Source organism: Leisingera sp. UBA4491 (assembly GCF_002388965.1).
GTDB lineage: Bacteria > Pseudomonadota > Alphaproteobacteria > Rhodobacterales > Rhodobacteraceae > Leisingera > Leisingera aquaemixtae.
Genome location: NZ_DGNN01000005.1, coordinates 1 through 19,809 on the forward strand (window position 1 = coordinate 1; position 19,809 = coordinate 19,809).

A 19,809-nucleotide genomic window follows, 5' to 3' on the forward strand; every position below is an offset into this window, starting at 1 on the left:
GGACCAGCGGGGGGCAGGTCAACATGACAGACCAGTCCTCCCCATCCTGACGCTCAAGTCTCTGCAACTCAACTGAGTACTTTGACATCATACCAGGAATGTCACTGGCAGAAATTGAGTTCTCCGATTTCAGGTCTGCAGAGGCCGCGATCCCCAATTGGGTCATTCGATCTACTGCTGCGTCGTATGGCGGATCCATCCCACGGATAGCGACCGGCGCAAACACCTTATCCCAATAGAGAATCGCACTTGGGGCGGCCGATAGGAAGTCACCTACCCCGGTGGTGCAGAAGGTGTAGTTTCCTTTGTCATTAAATGTTAGTTGCACTGGCGGAATCATTATACCACGCTGCATACTAAGGACCTTTCGCAAATCACTCACGAATACTGGCTTAACACGTTACGGTGTCAATAATGGTACTATCTGGCGTGCTGGAAAGTACTTTCACCATAGGAAACCGAATGCAGGCGCTATCCAAGCTTTCATCGAACCACTGAACCGCGCCGGGTTTGCCGGAGGCTGATTTCAGTTAGTTACGCGGCTCGTTCCTCAGTTTCCATAGCCGCGTAAAAATTGTTCTCTGCTTCTGACGGCGGAATGCTCCCGATAGGCTCAAGCAGACGGCGGTTATTAAACCAATCCACCCATTCGAGTGTTGCGTATTCCACCGCCTCGCAGTTGCGCCAAGGGCCCCGGCGGTGAATGACTTCGGCTTTGAATAGGCCGTTGATTGTTTCAGCCAGAGCATTGTCATAGCTGTCTCCGACGCTGCCGACAGAGGGCTCGATACCAGCTTCTCCCAACCGCTCTGTGTACTTGATCGACAGGTATTGGCTGCCGCGGTCGGAGTGGTGAACAAGCCCCATCGCCTTTGTCGGCCGCCGCTCGTGAACAGCCTGCTCCAGAGCATCGAGAACGAACCCGGCATGCGCCGAGGTGCTGACACGCCAACCAACGATCTTGCGGGCATAGGCATCGATAACGAAGGCGACATAGGTGAACCCCTTCCAGGTGGCAACATAGGTGAAATCGCTGACCCAGAGCATGTTGGGCGCGGGCACACGGAACTGCCGGTTTACCTTGTCCAGCGGGCACGGGGCCTTTTTGTCGGGCACCGTGGTTTTGTGCGGCTTGCCCCGGATGATGCCTTGAATACCCATGCTTCTCATCAGCCGGGCGACCGTGCAGCGGGCAACAGTGAAACCCTCCCGCTGCAATTGCCGCCAGATCTTCCGCACGCCATAGACCGGCCAGTTCTCTTCGAAAACACGCAGGATCTCGGGCCGCAATGCCGCGTCACGCCGGGCACGGTCCGGCAACCGGGCCGGATCAGCCCGCTTCGCCAGGTGCTCGTAATACGTGGAAGGGGCAATCGGCAGGAATGAGCCATGTCGCGCCATTGGTCCGAGCGACAATGGCGAATGCAGATCGGCTCGACCCCATGCTCACTGCGATGCATGTCCCCTCTCGCGCATGCAGGCATGCGCTGCCGGGCAGCGGATAAAGGACACCATCACTTCGACCGGCGGTCGAGCTCCGCCATCGCAAAATACGCCGATGCCTTGCGGAGGATCTCGTTCGCCTGACGCAGCTCGCGGTTCTCCCGCTCCAGCGCCTTCGTTTGGGCCTTCAAATGATCCCCCGGATCATTTGATCGCTGCGCGAACGACCCGCACTGTCGGTGACATCGGTGGGAACACCCGCCCGCTTGCCGCTGTCGACTTCTGCCTTCTTCACCCACTCATTCAGCGTATGCGCCGAACAGCCGGTCTTCGCGGATATTGACATGATCGCCTGCCAGCGGGAACTGTGCTGTCCCTGGTTGTCAAGCACCAGGTGCACCGAACGCTCACGGACCTCACGAGAATACTTGCTTGTTGTCTTGCTCATTGTGGCTTCATCCTGCTCAGGAGTTGAAGCCTCCGGCAAACCCGGCGCGGTTCAGTTTGAAGTGTCCAGGCTTGCCGCGTTGACAGCCGCTATTCCCGCCCCGCTGGGGCTGGAAACCACCCCGGAAAAGCCCTAGAAATCAGGGGATTTTCAAAACGGGTTGCTGCAACGGGAAGTGTCCCGCACTGCAACGCGAAGTGTCCCGCTACACCCGTTGGCCCTTGAAAAAACTTCCCTGCCTGCCGAGATAGGCAGCACCAGATGTAAAAAGGTTTCACATATGCCTCCACGCAATGACGCCGCTCTTGAGTTTCTGCTGTCGCGCCGGTCGCGCCCGGCCAAGACGCTGGCGGCCCCGGCCCCCACGCGCGAGGAGCTGCGGCCGATCCTGACCGCCGCCGCCCGCACGCCGGATCACGGCAAGCTGGAGCCCTGGCGCTTTATCGTGGTGGAACAGCCCGCGATGGCCCGGCTGGCGGAGCTGTGCGCGGAAACCGGCGCCCGGCTGGGCAAAAGCCCTGAGGACATCGCCAAGGGCCGCAGCCAGTTCGATCTGGGCCAGCTTGCCGTGGCCGTGGTTGAGGTGCAGACCGCAAGCCCCAAGGTGCCCGCCATCGAGCAGAGCTACTCCGCCGGCGCGGTGTGCCTGTCGCTGCTCAATGCAGCGCTGGCGGCCGGCTGGGGCGCCAACTGGCTCAGCGGCTGGGCCAGCCATGACCGCGGTTTCTGCGAGGCCGCCTTTGGCCTGGCGGAGAATGAGCGCATCGCCGGCCTCATCCACATCGCCACCGAAACCACCGCCCCGCCCGAACGCCCGCGCCCGGACGTTGACGCAATCACCACCTGGATAAGCGCATGATCCTGACCGCCTTTTTCAAAACCCTCGGCCAGACCGGCGACCCGCGCTTCCGCAAGGTGCTGTTTCTGGGCCTGGGCCTGACCATTGCCCTGCTGATCGCGGCCTATGCCGGGTTCCTGATGCTGATCCAGTGGCTGGTCGGACCCGAAGCCACACTGCCGCTGTTGGGCGAGGTCACCTGGCTCGACGACCTGCTCTCGGCCGGCTCGCTGGTGCTGATGCTGGTGCTGTCCATTTTCCTGATGGTGCCGGTGGCCTCGGCGATCACCTCGATGTTCCTGGACGAGGTGGCGCAAGCGGTGGAGGACAAGCACTACCCCGCCCTGCCGCCCGCGCCCCGGGTGCCGTTCTGGGATGCGGTCCGCGACACGGTGAACTTCCTCGGCCTGCTGATTGCGGCCAACCTCCTGGCGCTGGTCCTCTATGTGCTGTTTCCGCCTGCGGCGATCTTCATCTTCTGGGGGCTGAACGGGTTTCTGCTGGGGCGTGAATATTTCACCCTTGCCGCCGCCCGCCGGGTGGGCACCGCAGAGGCAAAGAAGCTGCGCCGCCGCCATGCAGGCACCATCTGGGCCGCCGGAACGCTGATGGCCATGCCGCTGTCGGTGCCGCTCTTGAACCTGGTGGTTCCGATCCTGGGCGCCGCCACTTTCACCCACCTCTACCACGCGCTGGCCCGCCGGTAGGACCAGCACCCCGCCCCGGCCGCAGCCGGGTCAAGGCCGGCAAAGCCGCCGCGCGGCACGCGCGGTTCAGCCTTGACGCGGTGGAGGGCGGACTACACTGGAGATGGCGTCTTGAGGGGCAGCCCTGCCCCTCAAGCGCTTCTCAGCAAGTTTCTTCTGATTACAGGTTTACGATGCAGCCCGCTCCAGCCCGCCAGGGCTGGCCGCACCCGCGCCGCGCGCCAGCGCGGCGCCATGCCCAACCGGTCCCGAGGCATTTCAATGCCTCCAAACCGGGCGGGAGGGCTGCCTTGCTTGAAAATCGCAGATCCGCGGATTTACCCTTGCTCGGGCATCATCCCCATCCAGTCGAAGTCGCGCACCGAGATCGCGCCGGACAGGATGATCCCGGCCACGATGGCCCAGATCAGCGCGGCAATCCCGGTCGTGATCCAAGCCTTCTGCTTCAGGAAATGCTTCTCCGGCGCGCCCGCATGGGTGCCCGGCACCACGTTGCCCCTGTCGCCCTGGGTTTGCAGCCGGATCGGAATGATCACCAGGAAGGTCAGGAACCAGATCACTGCATAGAGAACGATCGCTGATGTAACACCCATGGCGCCGGCCTTTCGTAGTTGCCCCGCCCCGCAGCCGGGGCAGGACGCTCATAGCCTCAAACTTCTTCGAGTTCCACCAGGCAGCCGTTGAAATCCTTGGGGTGCAGGAACAGCACCGGCTTGCCATGGGCGCCGATCTTCGGCTCGCCGGTGCCCAGCACCCGCGCGCCCTGCGCCTTCAGGTGGTCGCGCGCCGCCAGGATGTCCTCCACCTCATAGCAGACATGGTGGATGCCGCCCGCCGGGTTCTTCTCCAAAAAGCCGTTGATGGGGGAGTTCTCGCCCAAGGGGTACAACAGCTCAATCTTGGTGTTGGGCAGTTCGATGAAGACGACGGTCACCCCGTGATCCGGCTCATCCTGCGGTGCCCCCACCTTGGCGCCCAGCGCGTTGCGGTACTGGGCCGAGGCTGCCTCCAGGTCGGGGACAGCGATGGCAACATGGTTCAAGCGGCCAATCATCCTTTTGTGCTCCTCTCACATATGGTCCTGGGCCCCGGTTATGCGGCGGATGCTGCGCCGCGGCAAGTGCGCCATTGCGCACGGGGGGCCCGGATGCGGCAGCGCACGCGCCGTTAACCGGGTGTTAGCCTAGAGTTCCTAGCGTCGGTTTATATCCCGCAAGGAGGATACGTTATGGACGATTCGGAACTGTTTGCTGCCGCTCAACGCCTGCCCACCACCCGGCGCCCGCTGCTGGGGCTGACCATTCTGGTTGTCGAGGACAGCCGCTTCGCCTGCGAGGCGCTGCGGCTTCTCTGCCTGCGCAGCGGCGCCCGCATCCGCCGCGCCGATTGCCTGAAATCCGCCCGCCGCCATTTGCAGGTCTACCGCCCCTCGGTGCTGATTGCCGATGTCGGGCTGCCGGACGGTTCCGGTCTCGATCTGATCCGCGAACTGGCAGAGGCCAGCCCGCGCCCCGGGGTGATCCTGGCCACCTCCGGCGACCCGGCGCTGGAAAGCGCCGCGCTTGAGGCCGGCGCCGCCGGTTTCCTGGAAAAGCCGATCACCTCGCTGGCCGCCTTCCAGCAAAAGATTCTCGCCAACCTGCCCGCCGACCGCCAGCTGTCCGGCCCCCGCGCCATGGATGACGAAACGGTGGAGCCGGATCTCCTCGCCTACCGGGACGACATGGCCCATGCCGCGGACGTGCTCAGCATGTCGCAGGAGGAGAAGACCCTGGCCTATCTGGCGCAATTCCTCGGCGGTGTCGCCCGCAGCGCCGGCGACGGCCCGCTTGCGGCGGCGGCCGACCGCCTCGACAGCGCCCGCCTCAAGGGGGAGCCGCTGACCCAGGATGCCGCCACCCTGGCAGGCCTTGTGCAGGAGCGGCTGGATCGCCGCGCGGCGATCTGACATGGCAGAAGCGTTTCTCATCGCCCTCGCCACGCTTGTCATCGTGCTCTACGGCCAGACCCGGCTGGAGGCGCGCGCGATCCGCCGCAGCCGCGGCAGCGCAGACAGACGCCCGATGGTTCTCACCCGCCCGAACCGCTGACGCAGCCCCTGCCCGCCGGGCTGTCCCGGTGCAGCCGACGCCGCCCGGCATGAGCCAGGCCGGCCGCAGGCGCTTCTCCCGCCCGCCGCTGTCCCTGGCGGCCCGCCGGCTGCTATCTTCCAGCAACAGCCAGCCCAGGCGCGTCATGAGCTGCCGCCGCGCGCTTTCCTTGCCAGCAGCCGCCACCGCCCCCAGTGCCGCCCCCGTCTGCCGCGCCCGTCTTCGGCTGCAGCCGCATCGCCAGCTGGCCTCACCCTGCCAGACCCTATGCTGCGGCCCGTCCGCTCCCCCCCGCTACGGTCCTCTCCCGCGCCCGCAGCTGCGCGGCCAGGGCCGCACCGCTTGGCGGCCTTGGGCCCGGCACCGCCGGCAGGCGGTGCCGGGCCCAACGGCTCAGGTCATTCCCCGAATGATCTGAGCGGGCGGGAGGCGCCCGGCTGGTCTGCACGCTGACGCTCTGCCGGGTTGCGGCGCCCTACAGCAGCAGCCCCGGATCCTCTTCCATCGCAAGCCCCGGGAAGACCCCGCCTTCAAGACCGCTTTTCTGCGCCCCGGCCAGCCCGTGCAGCAGCCAGGCCAGGTAGCGGCGCACATCCGCGGTCGGCATCAGGTCGCGCCGGTCGTAAAGATCGGCCTCCGCCAGCCCAGGCCAGCGCCCCAGCACCCGGCCGCCGCGGACCGCGCCGCCCGCCAGCAGCATCGCGCCGCCGGTGCCGTGGTCGGTGCCGCCGGTGCCGTTCTCCCGCACCGTGCGCCCAAACTCCGTCACCGCCGCAACGGCGGTCTTGCCCCAGATCTGTGGCCCCAGACCGCGTTGCAGCTCCAGGACCGTCTCCGCCAGCCGCCCCAGCGCCGCCTTCAGCCCGCCCGCCTGGCGGTAATGCGTGTCCCAGCCGTTGATCGAGAACGCCGCAATCCGGCTGTCGCCGCGCAGCTGGCCGGCCGCATAGGCAGCAACGGCAGTGTGCGCCTCGCCCTTCGGCGCCGTCATCATCCCCATCATCCCGCTGTCTTCGCTGCCGTCGCCGCCGCCCTCTTCAAGACCCAGGGACATATCCTGCCGGGTCAGCTCCAGCGCGTCGTTCAGGGCGGCGTGAAACAGCGGGTCGTCCTCCATCAGGAGCGCCGCCAGCCGCTCCGCCTGCGGGCTCATCGCCAGCCCGGCCCCCGGCGCCCATTGCGAGACCGGCGCCGCGCCCTCCAGCAGCAGCATCCGCTCCTGTCCGATGGCAAAGGCAGTGCGCGCGTCCGCGCCCGGCGTCTGCTGCAGCAGGCGGTTCAGCCAGCCGTCGCGCGCCGCGCCCAGCCCGGCAGTGCCCGCCTCCAGCAGGTCCTGGCCGTCAAAATGGCTGCGCCGGTCGCGGTATGGCGTGGACACCGCATGCACAAATCCAAGCTCGCCCTTGCGCCACAAGGGCAGCAGCGGCGCCAGACCCGGGTGCAGAGCGTAAAAGCCGTCCAGATCGGCAGCCCCGGAAGCTGGCCCGCCCGACAGGGTCCGGCGCAGCCCGGCAAACTGCGGGTCGCCATAGGGCTGCACCACATCCAGCGCGTCCATGCCGCCGCGCAGGATGATCACCACCAGCCGCGTGTCCCAGGGGGCGGCGGCAAAACTGACGGGCGTCACCAGCGGGCTGGCGGCCAGCGAACAGCCCAGCAAGGCAGAGCGGGCCAGAAGAGAACGGCGGGTCAGCTGCATCGGATGGCCTCCTGTTAGCGGCGCTGAAAGGCGGGAGAGGCCAGGATCAGCCCGACCCCCTCCGCTTCGGTTTCGGCGGCGCGGGCGGCAAACATCACCCGCTCATTGGCAAAGCCGCCCAGCGCCGCAGCGGCAAAGCCGCGCGGATCGGGCAGCGGCTGCACCAGCCGCCGCGGGGCCGCCATCGCCCAGCGCAGGCGGGCGGCCAGAGCCTGCGGCGTGACCCAGGCGGCGTCGTCTTCGGGCCAGCCGTCCGGCCCGCCGGAAAACTCCCACCGCTGCCCCATCGGGGTCAGCGGCGCCAGCAGCAGCCGGTTCAGCTGCCCCGGCCTGAGGCCCGCAATCCTCGTCTCGGGCAGCGCCAGCGCGCGGCAGGCGGAGGCCACGTAATCAAACGGCGGCTTCACGTTGTGCAGCTGCGGCTCCCAGGCGGCCGGATGCTCCAGCAGCGCCGCATAGACCTGCACAAGATCGCCGCCGCTGTCCTGAAACCGGGCCGCCACATGGGACACCAGCGCCGGGTCCGGCGTGTCGGAGAGGAAATGCACCGCCAGCTTGCGGGCGATATGCTGCGCGGTGGCAGGATGGCGGGCCAGATCGCGCAGCGCGCCCAGCACCTGCTCCAGCTGCGGCTTACCGCCGCCGTAGGTGTTTCCCAGCACGGTTTCCGGCCCCGGCTCCGCCATGCCGGGGTGAAAGACGAACGCGTCTTCCCTGGAGACGGTGAGGCCGGTGAACAGCTCCGCCAGCTGCCGCACATCGGCTTGGCTGTAAGGCCCGTCCACCCCCAGCGTGTGCAGCTCCAGCACTTCCCGGGCCAGGTTCTCGTTCAGCCCGCTTAGCCGTTTGCGCCGCGCGGCGGCCCGGCTGCCCGGCCCGGCAGAGCGGTGCTGGTCCAGGTACATCAGCATGAGCGGGCTGGTGGCAGCGGCGATCAGCATGTCCTCGAAACGGCCGCTGACATGCGGCCGGATCACGCTCTCGGCATAAGGCGCGGCCAGCACCCGCGTCGGCCCGGATTTGCCCTGTGCCGTGAAGTGATCGGCCCAGAACAGCACCAGCCGTTCGCGCAGCCCGTCGCGGGTGCGGACATGGCGCAGCAGCCGCTGGCCGTGCCAATCGTAGCGGGCATGGTTCTGCGCGCGGCGGAACTCCCTGTAGGCCTTGTCCGCAGCCTCATAGCCGGGCTTGCCGTCCAGCTGCCTGCGCTGCCGCCGCAGCCGCCGGAACGCGGCGGCCCCCGTCACTGCGTCTTCAAACCGGCTGACCGGGAACTGCTGCGCCATCTCGTCAGGCCCTTGCAGGCGGCTCAGCATCTCTGCCGCCGACTCCGGCGGCGCAATCGCCGGCGACAGCCCGGCGCCAAAGCGGATCTCAGCCAAGTCTCCGTCAAACTGCATCGCGCTGCTCTCTCCTTGCCCTGCCGGCCTGCCCGCAGGTTAGAGCATCGCAGCCCTGCCCCACAGGCGAATTTCAGATGATACGCATGTTTCCGCGCGTTCCGTCGCCCGCCCCGCAGCTTTCTGCAAAGCTGCCGTTTCCCGGCGCGGAACTCCGGCAGCGGTCCGCCGCAGATGAGCCGCAAAAGAAAAGGCCCGGACAATTGCCCGGGCCTCCATCAAGACGTCTGCGCCGTTCACTGATCCTGCGGGATCACCCGCAGGCCCAGCTCCATCAGCTGCTCCGCCATCGGCTCAGACGGCGCTGCCATCATCAGGTCTTCGGCGCGCTGGTTCATCGGGAACATGATGACCTCGCGGATGTTGGCCTCGTCGGCCAGCAGCATCACCATTCGGTCGATGCCGGCCGCGCAGCCGCCGTGCGGCGGGGCGCCGTACTGGAAGGCGTTGACCATGCCGCCAAAGCGCTTCTTCACCTCATCCTCGCCGTAGCCGGCGATTTCAAAGGCCTTGAACATGATCTCCGGCTTGTGGTTCCGGATCGCGCCGGACACCAGCTCATAACCGTTGCAGGCGAGGTCGTACTGGTAGCCCTTGACGGCCAGCGGATCGGACAGCAGCGCGTCCATGCCGCCCTGCGGCATCGAAAACGGGTTGTGCTCAAAGTCGATCTTGCCTGTTTCCTCGTCCTTCTCGTAGATCGGGAAGTCGACGATCCAGGCAAAGGCAAAGCGGTCCTTGTCAATGAGGCCCAGCTCCTCGCCGATGACGGTGCGCGCCTTGCCCGCGACGCCCTCGAACGTCTTCGGCTTGCCGCCCAGGAAGAAGGCCGCATCGCCGACGCCCAGGCCCAGCTGCTGGCGGATCGCCTCGGTGCGCTCCGGGCCGATGTTCTTGGCCAACGGACCGGCCGCCTCCATGCCCTCCGCGCCGTCGCGCCAGAAGATATAGCCCATGCCCGGCAGGCCCTCTTTCTGGGCAAAGGCATTCATCCGGTCGCAGAACTTGCGGCTGCCGCCGGTGGGCGCCGGAATGGCGCGGATCTCGGTGCCGTCCTGTTCCAGCAGCTTGGCGAAGATCGCAAAGCCGGAACCGCGGAAATGGTCGGAGACCACCTGCATCTTGATCGGGTTGCGCAAGTCCGGCTTGTCGGTGCCATACCACAGCGCCGAATCCTTGTAGGAAATCTGCGGCCACTCGTTTGCGGGGTCGACCTTGCGGCCGCCGCCGAACTCCTCGAACACGCCCGCCATCACCGGCGCGATGGTGTCAAAGACATCCTGCTGGGTGACAAACGACATTTCCATGTCGAGCTGGTAGAAGTCCGCGGGCGACCGGTCGGCGCGCGGGTCTTCGTCGCGGAAACAGGGCGCGATCTGGAAATACTTGTCAAAGCCCGACACCATCATCAGCTGCTTGAACTGCTGCGGCGCCTGCGGCAGCGCATAGAACTTGCCCGGGTGCAGGCGCGAGGGCACCAGGAAGTCGCGCGCGCCCTCGGGGGAGGAGGCGGTGATGATCGGGGTCTGGTATTCGTTGAAGCCGATGTCCCACATGCGCTTGCGGATCGACTGGATCATGTTGGCGCGCAGCACCATGTTGCGCTGCATCTTTTCGCGGCGCAGGTCCAAGTAGCGGTAGCGCAGGCGGGTTTCCTCCGGGTATTCCTGCTCGCCGAACACCATCAGCGGCAGTTCCTCGGATTTGCCCAGCACCTCGATGTCGCGGATGAAGACCTCAACCTCGCCGGTCGGGATCTTGTGGTTCACCAGGCTTTCGTCGCGCGCCTTCACCTCGCCGTCGATGCGGATGCACCATTCGGAGCGGACCTTCTCGATCTCTGCAAACACCGGGCTGTCCGGGTCGGCCATCACCTGGGTCACGCCGTAATGGTCGCGCAGGTCAATGAACAAGAGGCCGCCGTGGTCGCGGACGCGGTGGACCCAGCCCGACAGGCGGACGGTCTCACCGACGTTGGATTTGTTCAGTTCGGCGCAGGTATGGCTGCGGTAAGCGTGCATCGGTTGACCTTTCGTTATACCGGTCTTGTGCCCGGGCGGGCCGTCGTTCGGGAGTTGCGCACGGAAACGGCGCGGAATTCGTCCGGGGTGGTACACTAGTTTGCGGCTCAGTTGTCAAGCAAACAGGGCCGATTCCGCAGGGGCTGCCGTCCGGTTTTTGCCGGTTCGGCCCCCTGGCGCAAAGGCTCCCGCCCCTTGCGCACCCTGCCGCTGCGCGGCCCGGCGGCAAGCGTTGGGCCCAGCGCCCCGCCGGCGGCGGGGCGCCGGGGGCGTTTCGCGGCAGCCGCAGGCGCGCTGCCGGGCCCAAGGGCACGCGCCGCCTGGCGCCAGCCGGGCGGCGCGCGTCCGCGGGAGCGCCCCGCTACACAATCCGCGCCGGGATCAGCCCGCGCAGGGAATTGCCCATGTGGATGGCCTTCGCCTCCAGCAGGTCCTGCACCCTCAGCACCTGCTCCACGCATTCGCCGCTTTCCAGCAGCGTCTGGCGCAAAATACCCGGCAGCAGGCCGCAGCTCAGCGGCGGTGTCACCCTTTGCCCGTCTGCGCGGGTCACGAAGAGATTGGTGATGGTGCCCTCGCAGACCTCGCCGCGCTCATTCAGGAACAAGAGCTCGTCCACCCCCTCCGGCAGCGCTGCCCGCGCAGCGTCATAGAGCGCGCGGCGGGTGGTCTTGTGCTGCAGCCAGAGGTCATCTGCCGCCAGCCGGGTGTCCGCGATGCTCAGCCGCCAGTGTGCAGGGCTGTATCCCAGAGGGGCCGTGGTCAGTTCCAACTGCCCGTCCGCATCCAAGGTCAGGCGGCAGCGCAGCGGCGCCCCGCCTGCGGTTTCATCCAGGACCGCCTCCGCCTGCTCAGGATCGAAGGGAATCCCAAACACCGCCGCGCTGCGCCCCATCCGGGCCAGATGCTGCGGCAGGTGCCGGAACCCCGCGCCCGGATGCCAGCCCAGCGTCTCGATCAGGCGGAAAGCGGGATCGTTCTGGACGGTGTCACGCGGGCGAACCGGGCTTTCCATAGGGCTTCCTCATATTCCGACTCGGCAGTGCTGTCCCACACCACGCCGCCGCCCACGTTGAGCGTCGCGCGCCCGTCTTCCAGCATCAGCGTGCGGATTGCCACGTTGAACTCCGACGCGCCGCCGGGCGCCGCCCAGCCGATGGTGCCGCAATAGATGTCGCGCGCCCAGGGTTCCAGATCCGCGAGGATCTCCATCGCGCGGATCTTGGGCGCGCCGGTAATCGAGCCGCAGGGAAACAGCGCCGTGAAGATGTCCGCAAGCCCCGCATCGGGCCGCAGTTTCGCCCGCACCAGCGACACCATCTGATGCACGGTGGCATAGCTTTCCACCGCAAACAGTTCCGGCACATGCACCGATCCTGTCTGCGCCACGCGGGAAATGTCGTTGCGCAGAAGGTCCACGATCATCAGGTTCTCGGCGCGGTTCTTCTCATCCTGGCGCAGGAAATCGCGGCGGCGGGCGTCCTCCACCGGGTCGTCGCTGCGCGGCTGGGTGCCTTTCATCGGGCGGGTCTCGATCAGGCCGTCCGCACCGGTGCGGAAGAACAGCTCCGGCGAGCGCGACAGCAGGTCCGGCAGGCCGTCCTGTTCGACCAGAACACCGTAGCCCACCGCCTGCCTGGCCTGCAAGGCGGCATAAAGCTCTTCGGCAGTGCCATAGGCATCCGCATCAATCGGGAAGGTCAGGTTGGCCTGATAGATGTCGCCCTTGCCGATGTTTCGGTTCACTTGCGTGAAGGCTTCAGCATAGCGCTCATAGGTCCAGCGGGGCGTGATGCCGTCCAATCCTGCATCGCCCGGCGGCACGCCGGTCAGCGCCCGTCCGCCCCCCCGGGCGGGCGCTTCGCTTTCCGCCTGCGGCCGGGCGCAGCCCTCTGTGTCAGATTGCAGCGGTCCCTCATAAACCCCAAAGCAGATAAGCGGCAGCCGCCGCCCCGCGGGCATCCTCCCCGCCAGCTTCGGCTCCAGCGCATAGCCCAGCTCATAGGACGCATAACCCGCCAGCCAGTGCCCGGCACCCCGCGCCGCATCCAGCGCGGCCAGTGCGGCGGGCACCTCATCCGCCCCGTCCGCACGGATCACCCGCAGCGGCTGGCTGAACACTGTGCCGGCCCCCATGGGCCCCTGATCAAAGCGAATCCGCACCGCAAGCAACTCCCCGGGCTCTTGAGCTCCACATATATCTGTTCGCTATGCGAACAAAAGGGGTGGATGCGGCATTTTCAAATCCGTTTCCGATCCCCCTTGAACCTTTCGGTGCGGTCCCTATAACGCGGAACAATTTGGGCGCACGCCAGCGCCTGTGAATCAAAGCTGCCCGCACGTCAATCAAAGGAATATGGCCATGCCCAAAAGAACCGACATCCAGTCGATCATGATCATCGGAGCCGGTCCGATCGTCATCGGGCAGGCCTGCGAGTTTGACTACTCCGGCGCCCAGGCCTGCAAGGCGCTGCGCGAAGAAGGCTACCGGGTGATCCTGGTAAACTCCAACCCGGCCACCATCATGACCGACCCGGGCCTCGCCGACGCCACCTATATCGAGCCGATCACGCCCGAGGTTGTCGCCAAGATCATCGAGAAAGAGCGCCCCGACGCGCTGCTGCCCACCATGGGCGGGCAGACCGGCCTCAACACCTCGCTGGCGCTGGAAGAAATGGGCGTGCTGGAGAAATTCGGCGTTGAGATGATCGGCGCCAAGCGCGACGCCATCGAGATGGCCGAGGACCGCAAGCTGTTCCGCGAAGCGATGGACCGCCTCGGCATCGAGAACCCGCGCGCCACCATCGTCACCGCCCCCAAGCGCGAAAACGGCACCGCCGACCTGGAGGAAGGCGTCCGCATCGCGCTGGAAGCCCTCGATGACATCGGCCTGCCCGCGATCATCCGCCCCGCCTTCACCCTCGGCGGCACCGGCGGCGGCGTCGCCTACAACCGCGACGACTACATCCACTTCTGCCGCTCCGGCATGGATGCCTCGCCGGTGAACCAGATCCTGGTCGACGAGAGCCTTCTGGGCTGGAAAGAGTATGAGATGGAAGTGGTCCGCGACAAGGCGGACAACGCGATCATCGTCTGCTCCATCGAAAACGTCGACCCGATGGGCGTCCATACCGGCGACTCGATCACCGTTGCGCCCGCGCTGACGCTGACGGACAAAGAATACCAGATCATGCGCACCCACTCGATCAACGTGCTGCGCGAGATCGGCGTCGAGACCGGCGGCTCCAACGTGCAGTGGGCTGTGAACCCCGCCGACGGCCGCATGGTGGTGATCGAGATGAACCCGCGGGTCAGCCGCTCCTCCGCACTGGCCTCCAAGGCGACCGGCTTCCCGATTGCCAAGATCGCGGCCAAGCTGGCGGTGGGCTACACCCTGGACGAGCTGGACAACGACATCACTAAGGTGACGCCCGCATCGTTTGAGCCGACCATCGACTATGTCGTCACCAAGATCCCGAAATTCGCCTTCGAGAAATTCCCCGGCTCCGAACCCTACCTGACCACCGCGATGAAATCGGTGGGCGAGGCAATGGCCATCGGCCGCACCATCCATGAATCGCTGCAAAAGGCGCTGGCCTCGATGGAATCGGGCCTGACCGGCTTTGACGAGGTGATGATCGACGGCGTCGGCGCCGGCCCTTGGGAGCCCGCAGGCGACACCGCCGCGGTGATCAAGGCCATCGGCAAGCAGACCCCCGACCGGATGCGCACCATCGCCCAGGCGATGCGCCACGGCCTCAGCGACGACGAGATCCACGCGGTCACCAAGTTCGACCCCTGGTTCCTGGCCCGCATCCGCGAGATCGTCGAGGCCGAGGCCGGGATCCGCGAAAACGGCCTGCCATCGGACGCGGCCGGCCTGCGCGCGCTCAAGATGCTGGGCTTTACTGACGCCCGCCTGGCCAATCTGACCGGCAAAAAAGAAGCCGAGGTCCGCAAGGCCCGCCGCGGCTTGGGCGTCAACGCCGTGTTCAAGCGGATCGACACCTGCGCCGCCGAGTTCGAGGCGCAGACGCCCTATATGTACTCGACCTACGAGGCCCCGGCCTTTGGCGACGTCGAATGCGAGGCGCGCCCCTCGGACAAGAAGAAAGTCGTCATCCTCGGCGGCGGCCCCAACCGGATCGGCCAGGGCATCGAGTTCGACTACTGCTGCTGCCACGCCTGCTTTGCGCTGACCGACGCGGGCTATGAAACCATCATGATCAACTGCAACCCGGAAACGGTGTCGACCGACTATGACACCTCGGACCGGCTGTATTTCGAACCGCTGACGTTCGAGCACGTGATGGAAATCCTGCGGGTGGAGCAGGACAACGGCACCCTGCATGGCGTCATCGTGCAGTTCGGCGGCCAGACCCCGCTGAAACTGGCCAACGCGCTGGAAGAGGAAGGCATCCCGATCCTGGGCACCTCCCCCGACGCCATCGACCTGGCCGAAGACCGCGAGCGCTTCCAGGCGCTGGTCAACCAACTGGGCCTCAAGCAGCCGAAGAACGGCATCGCCTCCACCGGCGAACAGGCGATTGAAATCGCAGGCGAAATCGGCTTCCCGCTGGTGATCCGCCCGTCCTATGTTCTGGGCGGCCGGGCGATGGAAATCGTCCGCGACATGGACCAGCTCAAGCGCTACATCGCCGAGGCGGTGGTGGTCTCCGGCGACAGCCCGGTGCTCTTGGACAGCTACCTGTCCGGCGCGGTTGAGCTGGACGTCGATGCCCTTTGTGATGGCAAGGACGTGCATGTCACCGGCATCATGCAGCACATCGAGGAGGCCGGCGTGCACTCCGGCGACAGTGCCTGCTCGCTGCCGCCCTACTCGCTTGAGAAGGAGATGATCGACCAGATCAAGGTCCAGACCAACGCCCTGGCGCTGGCCTTGAACGTGGTCGGCCTGATGAACGTGCAGTTCGCGATCAAGGACGATGAGATCTACCTGATCGAGGTGAACCCGCGCGCCTCCCGCACCGTGCCGTTTGTCGCCAAGGCCACCGACAGCGCCATCGCCTCCATCGCCGCCCGCGTGATGGCCGGGGAGCCGCTGTCGAACTTCCCGCTGCGCCCGCCCTATGGCCCGGATGCCGGCTATGACGTAAATACACCGATTGCCGACCCGATGACGCTGGCGGACCCGGACATGCCCTGGTTCTCGGTCAAGGAAGCGGTGCTGCCGTTCGCCCGCTTCCCGGGCGTCGACACCATCCTCGGCCCGGAAATGCGCTCCACCGGCGAAGTCATGGGCTGGGACCGCTCCTTCGCCCGCGCCTTCCTGAAGGCGCAGATGGGCGCCGGCATGGTGCTGCCGTCCAAGGGCCGCGCCTTCATCTCGATCAAGGACGCCGACAAGGGCAAGCTGATGCTGGAAGCGGCGCAGATCCTGGTCGAGCAGGGCTTTACCCTGGTCGCCACCCGCGGCACTCAAAGCTGGCTGGAAGACCAGGGCGTCGCCTGCGAGCTGGTCAACAAGGTCTATGAGGGCCGCCCGCACGTGGTCGACATGCTGAAGGACGGCGGTGTCCAGCTGCTAATGAACACCACCGAGGGCGCCCAGGCGGTCGAGGACAGCAAGGAAATGCGCTCCGTCGCGCTTTATGACAAGATCCCCTACTTCACCACCGCTGCCGGCGCCAACGCCGCCGCGCGCGCCATCAAGGCGCAGGCCGAAGGGGACGTCGAGGTGAAGAGCCTTCAGGGCTAAGCCCCGGCGCCGGCGCACTTTTTGAACTTCTGAAAGCCCCGGCACCGCCCGGGGCTTTTTCTTTGCGCCCGCGGCCCTTACCGGCCCGGCCGTCACGCAGCCGTGTAGAGGAGTGACCGCCCCGCAAGCCGGAACCGTGCGACCCTGAACGGTACCACATGCTTCTCAGTAACAAGTTCAGGGAGACAGGTCATGACATCACGTCTGAAACTCATCGCAGGACTTCTGGCCCTCGCCCCCTTGGCCGCATTTGCCCAGGAGTGCCCGGTAGAGGGCGACCCGCTGGACCTCGGGGATGAGGCCGTCAGCGCGCTTTACGACTGCATCGAAGCCAGAATGGCCGAAGGCTACGCCGCAAACGGCGACCCGGTCGCGGCAGAATACCGTTCCTGGCAGGTGACTTCGACCCGGCCCGCCCTGGCCGGGCCGCATGGCGAACGGTTCCTGCAGACCTTCGCCAACGGTATCGCCGCAGACCAGTATCTGAAGTTCGCCAACGAGGGTGTTGAGATGCCGGCCGGATCGGTTCTGGCCAAGGAGAGCTTTGCCGTGAAGGACGGCAAGGCGGTGCCCGGCCCGCTGTTCATCATGACCAAACTAGAGGCCGGCGAAGCCCCTGACGCGGGCGATTGGCTCTATGCGGCGCTGATGCCCAACGGCAAGGACATGAAGATCCAGCAAAGCTTTTGCGCGGGCTGCCATCTGAACTGGGCGGCCCAGGACAGCCTGGCCTACCCGATGGAGGACGTGCGCCTGACCAGCCAGTGACCGCGGGGCGGGCTGACCCCAGACAAATGCAGCCCCGGCTCCCGGCCGGGGCTGTGTGGTGCTGCGGCTCAGCCAGTCAGCAGGAACGGAGCGTTTGCAGGCGCGGCGGTCAGCCCGCCTGCCGCATCAGCGTTTGCAGCGCGTGGCCCAGGGGGGCGGCCAGCGACACCCGCTTGCCGCCCAGCTCCGCCTTGGAGGAAATCACCGACACCAGCTGCGGCGCGCGGCCCGGGCGGGATTGCAGCACCGGCGAGCCGGAGGCGCCAAGGTCAACCCGGCAGGTAGTAATCAGCGACATCTGGCGGGCCACCAGCACCTGGCAGGCGGTTTGCAGCCGCGGCGAGGTGGCATTGCTGTGAGAATAAGACATCACATCGACGCGCGCGCCCCGCTCCGGCGGGGCGGCCAGTGCTAACGGGCGCACCACATCGGCGCTGATTGGGCGCTCCAGCCGCAGCACTGCAATATCGGTGCCGGTCTGGAACTGGCCGGTCCGGCCATGCTGGTAGCCTGCGTGGATAGCCACCTTGGACACCCTGCGCGACGCCTTCGACTGGCGGCCGTTCAGCCCCGCCTCGAACTGGACGCTGCGCGGGTCCACGGCCCGGCCGGTGCGGATGTCATACATGCAGTGCGCCGCGGTCAGCACCATGTCCGGCGCGATCAGGCTGGCGGTGCACATGGCCCGGCCGCCGATGTTCAGGCGGCCCACTGCCTCCCATCCCGGCACCGACTGCACCGCTCCCCGCCGCCCGTCCGCGACGGCGGCTCCGGCACTCAGCCCCATCAGCACAGCGGCGGCAATTCCTAGCAAACGTCTCATGACCAACTCCTTTTTCCCACACCGCCATGGTGGGTGAGTCCTGAGGCTGGAATGGGGCCTGCTGCGGTGCCGCGCTGGCAGAAAGATGGGCAGAATGCGACATGATTAACAAAAGATTAAGACACGCGCCGCGTGCATCCCTCACCGGCCCGGAAGCCCTTATTTTCTTAACGCTCCCGTTCGATTTTGCGAAGATTCGCCTTAAAACACTGAAAAACCCTACGGTTTTCGTTAGGAGATCACGCGGCAATTTCCCCGGTTTCCGCGCGGTTTCCGCCCCCGGCGGTAACTTCGCGGCCCGAATGCGGCACAAATGAGCCTTAACAAATGGCTAAACGCGGGCCGTGGCGCGGACTGAGTCTTTAACGGCGGGCTGCGCCGCCAAGCCGTGCAGATGCGCGCGCAATCCCGCCGGGCACGGGCAGCGGCACTTGCCGCGGTTGCAGCTGCAGGGCAAGGTTGCGGCAACCTCAACTACACCAAAGGACCCCTCTATGCGGCTCCCCCTGCTTGTCACCGCCCTGCTGTTTCTGTCCGCCTGCGATGTGCCGCTGATCCCGCTGATCTGAGACATGAAAAAGCCCCGGCAGAATTGCCGGGGCATCCTAACGCGGGCCGGATCATGAGGGCCGTATCTATACAGGCCGGACCGCCCGGTTATTTCTGCGACACCCGCTTATGCACGTCCTCAGCGCTTTCCACCCGTTCGGAGTAGCGGTCGACAAGATAGTCCTTGCGCCCCCGCACCAGCCAGGTGAACTTCACCAGCTCCTCCATCACATCCACCAGACGGCGGTAGAACGGGCCGTCGGGCAGGCGCTCGCCCTCTTCGAACTCCAGCCACGCCTTTGGGATCGAGCTTTGGTTGGGGATCGTCACCATCCGCATCCAGCGGCCCAGGATGCGCATCTGGTTGACCGCATTGAAGCTTTGCGAGCCGCCCGACACTTGCATCACCGCCAGCGTCTTGCCTTGCGTGGTGCGGATGCCGCCCTGCAAGGACAGCGGCAGCCAGTCGATCTGCAGCTTCATGATGCCGGTCATCGCGCCGTGGCGCTCCGGGCTGGACCAGACCATGCCCTCGGACCAGACCGCCAGCGCGCGCAGCTCCGCCACCTTGGGATGCTCCGCCGCGCCCGCATCGTCGGGCAGCGGCAGGCCGGAGGGGTCGAAAATCCGCGTCTCGCAGCCCAGGGCCTGCAGCACCCGCGCCGCCTCCTCCGCCGCCTTGCGGGAATAGCTCACCTCGCGCAGGGAGCCGTAAAGCAGCAGGATGCGCGGCGGGTGGCGCGGGTCGCCGGGCGCGGCCAGCGCGTCCACGTCAATCGGATGCAGCTGCCCCTCCGCGACGGCAGGCAGGCCGCTCAGATCCAAGGTGTCAGGCACTCTCTTCTTCCAGGTGCAGTTTCATATCCAGCAGAACCTGTTGCAGCAGCACGGTTTCCCGCAGCAGCCGCTTGGCCTCATTCACGGTGATGATGCCGTCCTCGATCGCCGCCTGGTATTCGCTCATCAGCTGGGCAAACCGCTGGCTCAGCGCGATCACATCCGCGTTGACCCCGCCGCTGCGGCCGGTTTCCCCGGCGCTGCCGTTGCCGTTATAGGACAGCGTGATGTTCTTCAGGTCCGCCAGCGCCGACGTCACATGCGGATAAGACGCCGCGCCTTCCAGCTTGGCCACCGCATCCACCGGCATGAACCGGTCCGCGTGTTCGGCGTTGTCAGAGTAATACCGCCCCAGCGTCGCCTTTGACTTGCCGGTGATCTGGCAGGCCGCTTCGATACCGACATCCTTGACCAGCGCTTCGGTGTGCTTCTTCAGATACGTCCCGATTTCAGCCATATACATCCTA

At 66.1% G+C, this 19,809-nt stretch carries 17 protein-coding genes and 1 pseudogene; 6 read left to right on the forward strand and 12 right to left on the reverse strand.

The window, feature by feature from the left end; translation table 11 throughout:
- Together B2P87_RS01465 and B2P87_RS01470 are read right to left on the reverse strand one after the other, a co-directional pair.
- Positions 1-328 (reverse strand): hypothetical protein (locus B2P87_RS01465; protein WP_286851516.1); only part of this gene is annotated, 328 nt, incomplete at its 3' end.
- A gap of 206 nt (positions 329-534) precedes the next feature.
- Positions 535-1,891 (reverse strand): annotated as a pseudogene (locus B2P87_RS01470) (IS3 family transposase).
- 280 nt (positions 1,892-2,171) lie between these two features.
- Between B2P87_RS01470 and B2P87_RS01475 the strand changes: the two are divergent.
- Together B2P87_RS01475 and B2P87_RS01480 are read left to right on the forward strand one after the other, a co-directional pair.
- Positions 2,172-2,750, forward strand: a complete 579-nt coding sequence (locus B2P87_RS01475) for a nitroreductase family protein (RefSeq protein ID WP_141890856.1) — start codon at positions 2,172-2,174, stop codon at positions 2,748-2,750.
- Positions 2,747-3,436 (forward strand): EI24 domain-containing protein, encoded by a 690-nt coding sequence (locus B2P87_RS01480; RefSeq protein ID WP_058285977.1) that lies wholly within the window; start codon positions 2,747-2,749, stop codon positions 3,434-3,436. Before B2P87_RS01475 ends, B2P87_RS01480 begins: the two co-directional genes overlap by 4 nt.
- Positions 3,437-3,753: 317 nt before the next feature.
- On the opposite strand, the gene B2P87_RS01485 is transcribed toward B2P87_RS01480, so the two are convergent.
- A complete protein-coding gene (locus B2P87_RS01485; RefSeq protein WP_058285978.1) occupies positions 3,754-4,029 on the reverse strand; it encodes a DUF1467 family protein in 276 nt (91 codons plus the stop codon).
- A 56-nt stretch (positions 4,030-4,085) separates the two neighbouring features.
- Complete coding sequence (mce, locus tag B2P87_RS01490; RefSeq protein WP_058285979.1) at positions 4,086-4,490, reverse strand: methylmalonyl-CoA epimerase; 405 nt, start codon at positions 4,488-4,490, stop codon at positions 4,086-4,088.
- 174 nt (positions 4,491-4,664) lie between these two features.
- Here mce and B2P87_RS01495 point away from each other — a divergent pair, with 174 nt between their 5' ends.
- Positions 4,665-5,384 (forward strand): response regulator, encoded by a 720-nt coding sequence (locus B2P87_RS01495; RefSeq protein ID WP_141890857.1) that lies wholly within the window; start codon positions 4,665-4,667, stop codon positions 5,382-5,384.
- 1 nt (position 5,385) lies between these two features.
- Entirely contained in the window at positions 5,386-5,526 is a 141-nt protein-coding gene (locus B2P87_RS01500; RefSeq protein WP_167510255.1) for a hypothetical protein, read from the forward strand.
- 475 nt (positions 5,527-6,001) lie between these two features.
- Here B2P87_RS01500 and B2P87_RS01505 read toward each other — a convergent pair whose 3' ends face one another.
- The 5 genes from B2P87_RS01505 to B2P87_RS01525 form a co-directional block, all read right to left on the reverse strand.
- Positions 6,002-7,225, reverse strand: coding sequence for a DUF1501 domain-containing protein (locus B2P87_RS01505; protein WP_141890858.1), 1,224 nt, complete (start codon positions 7,223-7,225; stop codon positions 6,002-6,004).
- Between the two features lie 14 nt (positions 7,226-7,239).
- Positions 7,240-8,625 (reverse strand): DUF1800 domain-containing protein, encoded by a 1,386-nt coding sequence (locus tag B2P87_RS01510; protein ID WP_141890859.1) that lies wholly within the window; start codon positions 8,623-8,625, stop codon positions 7,240-7,242.
- Positions 8,626-8,861: 236 nt separating this feature from the next.
- Entirely contained in the window at positions 8,862-10,646 is a 1,785-nt protein-coding gene (aspS, locus tag B2P87_RS01515; protein WP_141890860.1) for an aspartate--tRNA ligase, read from the reverse strand.
- A gap of 361 nt (positions 10,647-11,007) precedes the next feature.
- On the reverse strand, positions 11,008-11,661 hold the full coding sequence (locus B2P87_RS01520; protein WP_141890861.1) for an aminotransferase class IV family protein: 654 nt from the start codon (positions 11,659-11,661) through the stop codon (positions 11,008-11,010).
- Entirely contained in the window at positions 11,604-12,809 is a 1,206-nt protein-coding gene (locus B2P87_RS01525; protein ID WP_141890862.1) for an aminodeoxychorismate synthase component I, read from the reverse strand. Before B2P87_RS01525 ends, B2P87_RS01520 begins: the two co-directional genes overlap by 58 nt.
- 199 nt (positions 12,810-13,008) lie before the next feature.
- On the opposite strand from B2P87_RS01525, the gene carB reads away from it, so the two are divergent.
- Positions 13,009-16,365 carry a carbamoyl-phosphate synthase large subunit gene (gene carB, locus B2P87_RS01530; RefSeq protein ID WP_141890863.1) on the forward strand — a complete coding sequence of 1,119 codons (3,357 nt, stop codon included), beginning with the start codon at positions 13,009-13,011 and terminating at the stop codon, positions 16,363-16,365.
- A 192-nt stretch (positions 16,366-16,557) separates the two neighbouring features.
- Complete coding sequence (locus B2P87_RS01535) at positions 16,558-17,133, forward strand: cytochrome P460 family protein (protein ID WP_141890864.1); 576 nt, start codon at positions 16,558-16,560, stop codon at positions 17,131-17,133.
- Between the two features lie 109 nt (positions 17,134-17,242).
- Here B2P87_RS01535 and B2P87_RS01540 read toward each other — a convergent pair whose 3' ends face one another.
- The 3 genes from B2P87_RS01540 to B2P87_RS01550 form a co-directional block, all read right to left on the reverse strand.
- Positions 17,243-17,956 (reverse strand): trypsin-like serine peptidase, encoded by a 714-nt coding sequence (locus B2P87_RS01540; protein ID WP_058285986.1) that lies wholly within the window; start codon positions 17,954-17,956, stop codon positions 17,243-17,245.
- A 657-nt stretch (positions 17,957-18,613) separates the two neighbouring features.
- Entirely contained in the window at positions 18,614-19,342 is a 729-nt protein-coding gene (arsH, locus tag B2P87_RS01545; RefSeq protein WP_141890865.1) for an arsenical resistance protein ArsH, read from the reverse strand.
- Positions 19,335-19,799 carry a hypothetical protein gene (locus B2P87_RS01550; protein WP_027244425.1) on the reverse strand — a complete coding sequence of 155 codons (465 nt, stop codon included), beginning with the start codon at positions 19,797-19,799 and terminating at the stop codon, positions 19,335-19,337. The genes arsH and B2P87_RS01550 overlap by 8 nt, the downstream gene beginning before the upstream one ends.
- Positions 19,800-19,809 lie beyond the last annotated feature (10 nt).